This window comes from uncultured Eudoraea sp., from assembly GCF_947258525.1.
Lineage (GTDB): Bacteria > Bacteroidota > Bacteroidia > Flavobacteriales > Flavobacteriaceae > Eudoraea.
Map to the genome: position 1 here is coordinate 1 of NZ_CAMYIP010000166.1, position 7,662 is coordinate 7,662.

Sequence of the window (7,662 nt, forward strand, 5' to 3'; positions counted from 1 at the left end):
TATTGAAAAAATTCGATTTGTTGTATTCGATACAGAAACAACAGGATTAAATTCTAAAAATGATAAAGTACTTTCTATCGGAGCAGTCAGTGTCACAGGTAATTCTATAGATATAAGCGATAGCTTTGAAGTGTATCTCAATCAGGAAAAATTTAACAAAGACGATGTAGTAGTGGTTCTTTTTCACGATCATGGTAGCAGATACGTTGGTAAGATCTATAATGATGACTGGATGAAAGAACAAGGCTTTATAGACTAATTAATTTAATTTGATTTAATATGAATTGTAGAAGATTAACGAGCATACTGGCAGTTCTCTTTTTTTGTGCTCAATTACCCGCCCAGAAACTTTCTAAGGTTGAGAGAAAATTGGTCAAAACCATTGAAATCAATAATCCTGAAGCCATTACTTTTTTAGAAAATGTCGTAAATATTAACAGCGGTACTTTAAATTCCAAAGGGGTTAAGGAAGTAGGGATGGTTTTCAAGAACGCCTTTGATAATATCGATTTTGAGACAAGCTGGATTGAGATGCCTGAAGAAATGAACAGGGCCGGTCACTTGTTTGCCGAAACAGAGGGTAAGAAGGGTAAAAAACTATTACTTATTGGCCATTTAGATACCGTATTTGAGGAAAACAGCCCTTTTCAGGAGTTTAAGCGGGTTAATGACAGTATAGCTCACGCGCCGGGAGGTAATGATATGAAAGGTGGCGATGTAATTGTCCTATATGCCTTAAAGGCTTTGCATGCTAACGGTTTGCTGAAAGAGGCACAGATCATAGTGGCATTTACAGGAGATGAAGAAAGTACCGGTAAACCACTTGATATAAGCAGAAAAGATTTAATTGAAGCAGCAAAGAAAAGCGATATTGCACTCGGATTTGAGACTTCTACAGGTTTTAATTATGCCACTGTAGCAAGAAGAGGGTCCTCTGGATGGCAGGTCGATGTTGAAGGAAAGCGAGCCCACAGCTCCGGTATATTTAATGAACGGGTTGGAGCCGGTGCTGTTTTTGAAATGTCAAGAATTTTGAATGCGTTTTATGAAGAAGTTCGCGGTGATGAATACCTTACTTTTAACCCGGGAATACTTATGGGGGGTACTTTTGTAGAATATGATACAACTACTGGAAAAGGTGAGGTCTTTGGAAAAAGTAATGTGGTCTCACAAACAGCCATGGCAAAAGGTGGTTTGCGTTTTATTTCGGAAGAACAAAAGGAAGAGGCCAGAACTAAAATGAGGGAAATTGTTTCTAATAATTTACCCCGGACATCAGCAACAGTAAGTTTTACAGATAGTTATCCTGCAATGGTTCCCACTAAAGGAAATAACAGACTTTTAGCAGAGCTAAATCAGGTAAGTCTGGATCTCGGTCAGGGTGAGGTAATAGGCTATGATCCGGGCAAAAGGGGCGCTGCAGATACATCTTTTGTTGCTGAATACGTTGATTGCCTTGATGGTTTAGGCACTATGGGAAGCGGAGCGCATACCCCTGAAGAAACCGTAAATTTGAATACTATCGAAGCCCTTACAAAGAGAACAGCAGTTCTTATTTATAGATTGATCAATCAATAATTCATGGTAAATCTTAGTTCAGGAAACGCAAATGCCAAAATTGAGGATGGTGAATTAGTAAGTTACCAAGTCAACGACCATGAATATATTCATCAGAAAGGGAGTCCCGGTTGGCGTAACTCGGACACCGAAATGTTTCCAGTAATCGGACCCACTGCTGAAGCTGATTTCCGGGTTCACGTTCCAAGAGGAAATGCTATTCAGGACCAGCATGGATTATTACGCGAATTAGATTACGAACTTCTATCCAATACAGAGACAACAGCGGAATATGTAAAATATTATAAGGCAGGGACGGTTGTCAAAAATTCTAAATTTCCGGATAAATCTACGGCCCAATTACTTATCTGGCCCTTTAGTTTTGAATTTTACAAGAGTTTCAAACTCACTGATAAAGATTTGGAAATTAGCTTTCGAATTTCAGGAGAAAAAGATATGCCCTTTATGCTGGGTTATCATCCGGCATTTAAACTGTATAAGGGCAATCCTGTCGTAGTTGCGAAGGATCAGACCATTTCATTAGATGCTGTTATTGAAGCCGGTAGAAGGGCTCTTGAAGTAAGTGATTGCCAAAGTGTTATTTTAAAAGATGAAAAAGAGTTAATCATAAAAACCGAAGGTTTTGGCAATTTTATGCTGTGGACAGAGGTTTCGAACATGATATGTATTGAGCCAATAACCTTTTACCCCTATGCAGTACCACAAATGCAATTGCATGAAGGGTTTGATTACCTGTCAGATAAAGACAGGCATTATAAAGTCACTTTAATTCCATAATTTAATAGTCTGATTAAAAGAAAGGAGAATCTGATTTAATCCAAATAAACGTAAATAATGAGAGTACTTTTAGAGCGTCATTACGGGTATCTTTTTGAACCGGAATTGTTAGATGAGATAGAAGCTGCAGGCAAATGCAAGCTCATAAAACAAGGGGAGCGTTTATTGGATATAGGCCAGGATATAACGGTTATGCCCTTAATTTTTAGTGGAGCAATTAAAATACTTCGGGAAGATGATGAAGGTGATGAGTTATTGCTTTATTTTATTGAGAAAGGTGATACTTGCGCTATGACATTTTCATGCTGCCTGGGGAACGGTAAAAGTGAGATCAGAGCAATTGCGGAATCGGATACAGAGTTATTGATGATTCCTATAGAAAAAATGGATGAATGGATGGTCAAATATCAAAGTTGGAGAGAATTTATTTTGGATAGTTATCATACCAGAATGTCAGAATTGCTGGAAACAATAGATACTTTGGCATTTATGAAAATGGATGAGCGCATAATGAAGTATCTTAAAGACCGCGCAATGGTAACCAATGATGATATTATATATTCCACACATCAGGATGTGGCCAATGATTTACATACTTCACGGGTAGTGGTTTCAAGACTTTTAAAAAGTTTAGAGAAAGAAGGCAAAATAGAGTTGAGCCGAAACCATATAAAGGTTATTGAATTGTAGAATAATGCAGATTTTCCCAATTCTACATAGAATGAGTAGTTATAAACGGAAAGATCTTCCTAAAGACATCATTGGGGGCTTAACCGTGGGAATCGTACTTATTCCTCAGGCAATGGCTTACGCCATGATCGCCGGTCTACCCCCTGTTTATGGTTTGTATGCCTCCTTAATGCCCCTTTTGGTTTATGCCTTTTTTGGTACTTCAAGATCGCTTGCAATTGGACCCGTCGCCATGGATTCTTTACTTGTTGCCATAGGTTTGGGAGCCCTGGCAATCATAGGATTGGAGAATTATATTGCTATGGCCATTTTACTCGCTTTTATGGTTGGGGCCATACAGCTTGTTTTAGGTATTTTTCGGATGGGTTACCTGGTTACCTTTTTAGCCAAACCTGTTATCAGCGGATTTACTTCGGCCGCAGCTATGATCATTATTTTTAGTCAGCTAAAACATTTACTTGGTGTGGAAATGGAAGGGAGCAATCAGTTTCACAGAATTTTTTTGAATGCCATTAAGACAATTCCTGAAACAAATTTCTATGATTTCATAATAGGACTTTCTGGGATTTTGCTACTCATTGGTTTTAAAAAATGGAATAGGCAAATCCCTGCTATTCTTATTATCGTTGTTCTCGGAATACTGGCAGTATATTTCTTCAAAATGGAATCGCTGGGCATTGAGATCGTAGGAACAATTCCAAAAGGATTGCCAGGGTTTGCGTTACCGACCTTTAGCCTGGATGCTATGATGAGTCTATGGCCAATTGCACTAACCCTCGCACTAATCGGATACCTCGAAGCAATTTCAATTGGGAAGAGCATTGAAGAGAAGAATGAAGAAGATCAGATTAATGCCAATCAGGAATTAATTGCTTTAGGCTCAGCAAATATGTTGGGTTCGTTTTTTCAGTCCTTTCCTGTTGCGGCAAGTTTTTCTAGATCGGCCATCGATTATGAATCCGGATCAAAAAGTACACTTTCCGGGATTTTTACTGTTTTTCTGGTCATAGTAACGCTTTTATTTCTTACCCCTCTTTTTTATTATTTGCCCAAAGCTATCCTGGCCAGTATTATCATGGTATCGGTTTTTGGTTTAATTGATTTGGCATATGCAAAGCGTTTGTGGACCTATAGAAAAGATGAATTCATTGTCCTGGTATTTACATTTTTGTTAACCTTGTTTATTGGCATTACTCAAGGAATACTTACCGGTGTCCTGCTATCTCTTTTATTGATGGTTTACAGAACTTCAAAACCTCATTTTGCGGTTATAGCGAAATTAAAAGATTCAGAATATTATAAAAATATTACGCGTTTTGGAGATGAAGTTATTATGAGGGATGATCTGCTCATTGTGCGTTTTGATTCGCAATTGTACTTTGGAAATTCGGATTATTTCAAAAATCAGCTTTATAAGTATATAGACAAAAAGGGCGACAATTTAAAAGGAGTAATATTGAATGCTGAAGCGATTAATTACATAGATTCCACAGCCACAAGAATGCTTACTAAAGTCATAAAGAAAATAAGGCAGGATGGAGTTCAGTTCTATATTGCGGGAGCCATAGGACCAACAAGAGATATCATTTTCAGGAGTGGAATAAGTGACGTATTACCCAAAGAATTCCTGTTTGTAAAAATAAAGGAGGCTGTGGCCCACTTTGATAATCCGGAAAATGTATCTGCCACACATGAAAGAGTAGCCTATCAGCGGAATAAGAAGGGTAACTAATGTTGCTCTATTTAATTCAAGAAGCAGTATTTTTGAAAAAAATTTAGAAAAAAGAAATGATCATTGAACAGATTTATACCGGTTGTCTTGCTCAGGGAGCTTATTATATTGAAAGTAAGGGTGAAGTTGCCATTATTGATCCACTGCGTGAAGTAATTCCCTACATAGAAAGGGCAAGAAAAAATAATGCTGAAATAAAATATATTTTTGAAACCCATTTTCATGCCGACTTTGTGAGTGGACACGTTACGTTGGCCAAGGAAACAGGGGCACCTATTGTTTATGGTCCAAATGCAAATCCTTCTTTTGAGGCAATCATAGCTAAAGACGGTCAGGAATTTCAACTTGGGGATATAACAATTAAGGCCCTACACACCCCGGGCCATACTATGGAAAGCACTACCTATTTATTAAAGGATGAAACAGGGAAAGACCATGCAATTTTTTCAGGAGACACTTTGTTTTTAGGTGATGTAGGAAGACCGGATCTGGCCCAGAAAGCAGCAGATATGACTAAGGAAGATCTGGCCGGACTTCTTTATGATAGTTTGAGAAACAAAATTATGCCTTTGGAAGATGAGGTTATTGTTTACCCCGCACATGGAGCCGGTTCCGCTTGCGGCAAAAACATGATGAAAGAAACTGTGGATACTTTGGGCAACCAAAAGCAGATGAATTATGCATTAAGGGCAAATATGACAAGGGAAGAATTCATAAATGAAGTTACTGATGGACTGCTTCCACCACCTAAGTATTTTCCTTTGAATGTAAAAATGAATAAGGAGGGATACGAAGATATCGATGAGGTATTAAAACGCGGTATGGCATCCCTTTCACCTGATGCCTTTGAAGCAGCGGCCAATGAAACTGGTGCACTTGTACTGGATGTGCGTCATCAGGATGAGTTTGTAAAAGGCCACATCCCAAGATCTGTTTTTATAGGTTTAAATGGTGATTTTGCACCCTGGGTTGGGTCTTTGATCGCCGATGTTAAACAACCTATTTTATTGGTTACTCCTGTCGGCAAAGAGAAAGAGACTGTTACACGATTGTCCCGGGTAGGCTTTGATAATACTTTGGGGATATTGAAAGGTGGTTTCGAAGCATGGGAAGATGCAGGAAAAGACGTTGACACAATTAAAGCGTTATCTGCCGAAGAAGCTAAAGAAACCCTGGAAGGAAAACATTTACCATTATTTGATGTTCGTAAGGTAAGTGAATATAATGCGGAACATTTTATTGATGCGAATAACGCTCCACTGGATACCCTGAACGATCATCTGGCTGAATTTCCCAAAGACGAAACCTTTTACCTGCATTGTGCCGGTGGCTACCGATCTGTTATTGCGGCCTCAATCCTTAAAAGCAGAGGTATACACAATCTGGTAGACATAGCAGGCGGATTTGCCGATATGAAAAAGTCAGGAATGGAAGTGACTAATTATATCTGCCCTACCACCCAATAATATGACTAATATCATGGTTTGTGTGGGCAACCCATCTTATTTTTAACGACAGAATTTATAAAGGACAGGAACTTACGTATCCTTTTAAATCAGGAAACTATGAAACGAAACATGGGTAAAATCGATAAGATTGTTCGTTTTACAATTACCGTTATAATTGCTTTGTTGGTTTATTATAGGGTGATTGAAGGCGCATTGTCTTATATTCTATTGACAGTTGCCGCTGTATTTCTTTTAACTAGTTTAACCGGTTTCTGTCCGCTCTATGGTCTTTTTGGTTTAAATACTTGTAAAGTGCGAAAAGCACACAAGAAGTAGTTCTTAGATAAAGTAATTTGCTTCAACAATTTAAATAATAAGTCTTCTTAGATATGAATTTAATAGGGATTCCTTTGGTAGATTGGAGTAATGGAATTATAATGATAGCCGTATTTGCATTTGTTGTGATTGCAATGATTGCCGTTCTGGTTAGTCTTATGAATAGTGGCAAGAGGAGATAAATAAATTGCCATTATTGGTAGTTCTGGTCAATTCCTCATTCTTTTTCTTCAACAGAAACTTCAATTTTGGGTTTCTCATCACTCTTTTATCTAAAATTAAGGACAATAACCCTTCATTTTTTCGCTTATTCGCAAAAAGTTTATAGTTTTAAATCAGGTTTAAACAACTTATGAAATCATGATCACCTTTTCATAAGTATTAGCTACTAGACATGCTTAAAAATTTTATTGAAAAGATAGGGGTAATGAATGTTTTATTACTTCTGGTTGTCCTGTCTATTATTGTTGTTTCAGAGTATATGTTTCTGTCCGGACAGAAATTAGAGGCCATCTTTGTTGCCTTCTGGGCACCAACAATTTTAGGTTTTATGAACTACTTAAAGTATAAGAAATAATGGATTTCATATTAATTTATTCCATTGTTGTTGCCATCATCTTTGCGATCTGGATGGTTTTTGTAGTCCGAATGTACAATGAAATGGATAAACATAAATAGAGGTCTTACTAATAGTGAATCTTTCCACAGACCTTAAATTCCAAACTAAAACTAAACAGCTTTAATCATCCCAGTTGAAAAATCAATAATTGATTTCGGGTATTTAACCTTGTGCGTTTGAATGAGCCGGGTAGTTTCCAGATTATCTTTTTGTGGTGTGATATATGCCAATATATCTTCAATGGAGTTAATTGAAACACTTTTGGGTACAAAGCCATACCCTGTATAAACGGCCTCCTGTACGATTACAATAGCATCTTCATCATTAGTTCTCCCTTTTTCTATTATGATATAAGTATTTTTTTCAGATGCCAGACTTTCGGTAGCCTCCCGCACCCTTTTATTATAGGCAATGGCCGATTCTTTGCCCCGGCAAATACCTTTGCAGTCAGCCACACGGAAATGTGAGCATGCGGCAACATT

At 37.7% G+C, this 7,662-nt stretch carries 9 protein-coding genes and 1 pseudogene; 9 read left to right on the forward strand and 1 reads right to left on the reverse strand.

The window, feature by feature from the left end; all coding sequences use genetic code 11:
• The 9 genes from Q0X89_RS12635 to Q0X89_RS12675 all read left to right on the forward strand — a co-directional run.
• The coding region (locus tag Q0X89_RS12635; protein WP_297694723.1) for an exonuclease domain-containing protein at positions 1-259 on the forward strand (259 nt) is incomplete at its 5' end.
• 20 nt (positions 260-279) lie between these two features.
• Positions 280-1,578 carry a M20/M25/M40 family metallo-hydrolase gene (locus tag Q0X89_RS12640; RefSeq protein ID WP_297694725.1) on the forward strand — a complete coding sequence of 433 codons (1,299 nt, stop codon included), beginning with the start codon at positions 280-282 and terminating at the stop codon, positions 1,576-1,578.
• Positions 1,579-1,581: 3 nt separating this feature from the next.
• On the forward strand, positions 1,582-2,355 hold the full coding sequence (locus Q0X89_RS12645) for an aldose 1-epimerase (RefSeq protein WP_297694727.1): 774 nt from the start codon (positions 1,582-1,584) through the stop codon (positions 2,353-2,355).
• 57 nt (positions 2,356-2,412) lie between these two features.
• A complete protein-coding gene (locus Q0X89_RS12650; RefSeq protein ID WP_297694729.1) occupies positions 2,413-3,045 on the forward strand; it encodes a Crp/Fnr family transcriptional regulator in 633 nt (210 codons plus the stop codon).
• A 4-nt stretch (positions 3,046-3,049) separates the two neighbouring features.
• Positions 3,050-4,777 carry a SulP family inorganic anion transporter gene (locus Q0X89_RS12655; protein ID WP_297694731.1) on the forward strand — a complete coding sequence of 576 codons (1,728 nt, stop codon included), beginning with the start codon at positions 3,050-3,052 and terminating at the stop codon, positions 4,775-4,777.
• Positions 4,778-4,833: 56 nt separating this feature from the next.
• Positions 4,834-6,243: an MBL fold metallo-hydrolase gene (locus Q0X89_RS12660; protein ID WP_297694733.1), complete on the forward strand. Its 1,410-nt coding sequence runs from the start codon at positions 4,834-4,836 to the stop codon at positions 6,241-6,243.
• Between the two features lie 99 nt (positions 6,244-6,342).
• Positions 6,343-6,561, forward strand: coding sequence for a DUF2892 domain-containing protein (locus Q0X89_RS12665; RefSeq protein ID WP_297694735.1), 219 nt, complete (start codon positions 6,343-6,345; stop codon positions 6,559-6,561).
• A gap of 53 nt (positions 6,562-6,614) precedes the next feature.
• The gene (locus Q0X89_RS12670) at positions 6,615-6,743 is read left to right on the forward strand and encodes a hypothetical protein (RefSeq protein ID WP_297694737.1); all 129 of its coding nucleotides are present in this window, start codon (positions 6,615-6,617) and stop codon (positions 6,741-6,743) included.
• A gap of 212 nt (positions 6,744-6,955) precedes the next feature.
• A complete protein-coding gene (locus Q0X89_RS12675; RefSeq protein ID WP_297694739.1) occupies positions 6,956-7,138 on the forward strand; it encodes a hypothetical protein in 183 nt (60 codons plus the stop codon).
• 152 nt (positions 7,139-7,290) lie between these two features.
• Here Q0X89_RS12675 and Q0X89_RS12680 read toward each other — a convergent pair.
• Positions 7,291-7,662: pseudogene (locus tag Q0X89_RS12680) on the reverse strand (DNA polymerase III subunit epsilon); the annotation flags it as partial.

Bases quoted from the DNA above. Each gene is read 5' to 3' on its own strand.
- Q0X89_RS12640 (WP_297694725.1), top strand. From the start codon at position 280: ATGAATTGTAGAAGATTAACGAGCATACTGGCAGTTCTCTTTTTTTGT.
- Q0X89_RS12645 (WP_297694727.1), top strand. From the start codon at position 1,582: ATGGTAAATCTTAGTTCAGGAAACGCAAATGCCAAAATTGAGGATGGT.
- Q0X89_RS12650 (WP_297694729.1), top strand. From the start codon at position 2,413: ATGAGAGTACTTTTAGAGCGTCATTACGGGTATCTTTTTGAACCGGAA.
- Q0X89_RS12655 (WP_297694731.1), top strand. From the start codon at position 3,050: ATGCAGATTTTCCCAATTCTACATAGAATGAGTAGTTATAAACGGAAA.
- Q0X89_RS12660 (WP_297694733.1), top strand. From the start codon at position 4,834: ATGATCATTGAACAGATTTATACCGGTTGTCTTGCTCAGGGAGCTTAT.
- Q0X89_RS12665 (WP_297694735.1), top strand. From the start codon at position 6,343: ATGAAACGAAACATGGGTAAAATCGATAAGATTGTTCGTTTTACAATT.
- Q0X89_RS12670 (WP_297694737.1), top strand. From the start codon at position 6,615: ATGAATTTAATAGGGATTCCTTTGGTAGATTGGAGTAATGGAATTATA.
- Q0X89_RS12675 (WP_297694739.1), top strand. From the start codon at position 6,956: ATGCTTAAAAATTTTATTGAAAAGATAGGGGTAATGAATGTTTTATTA.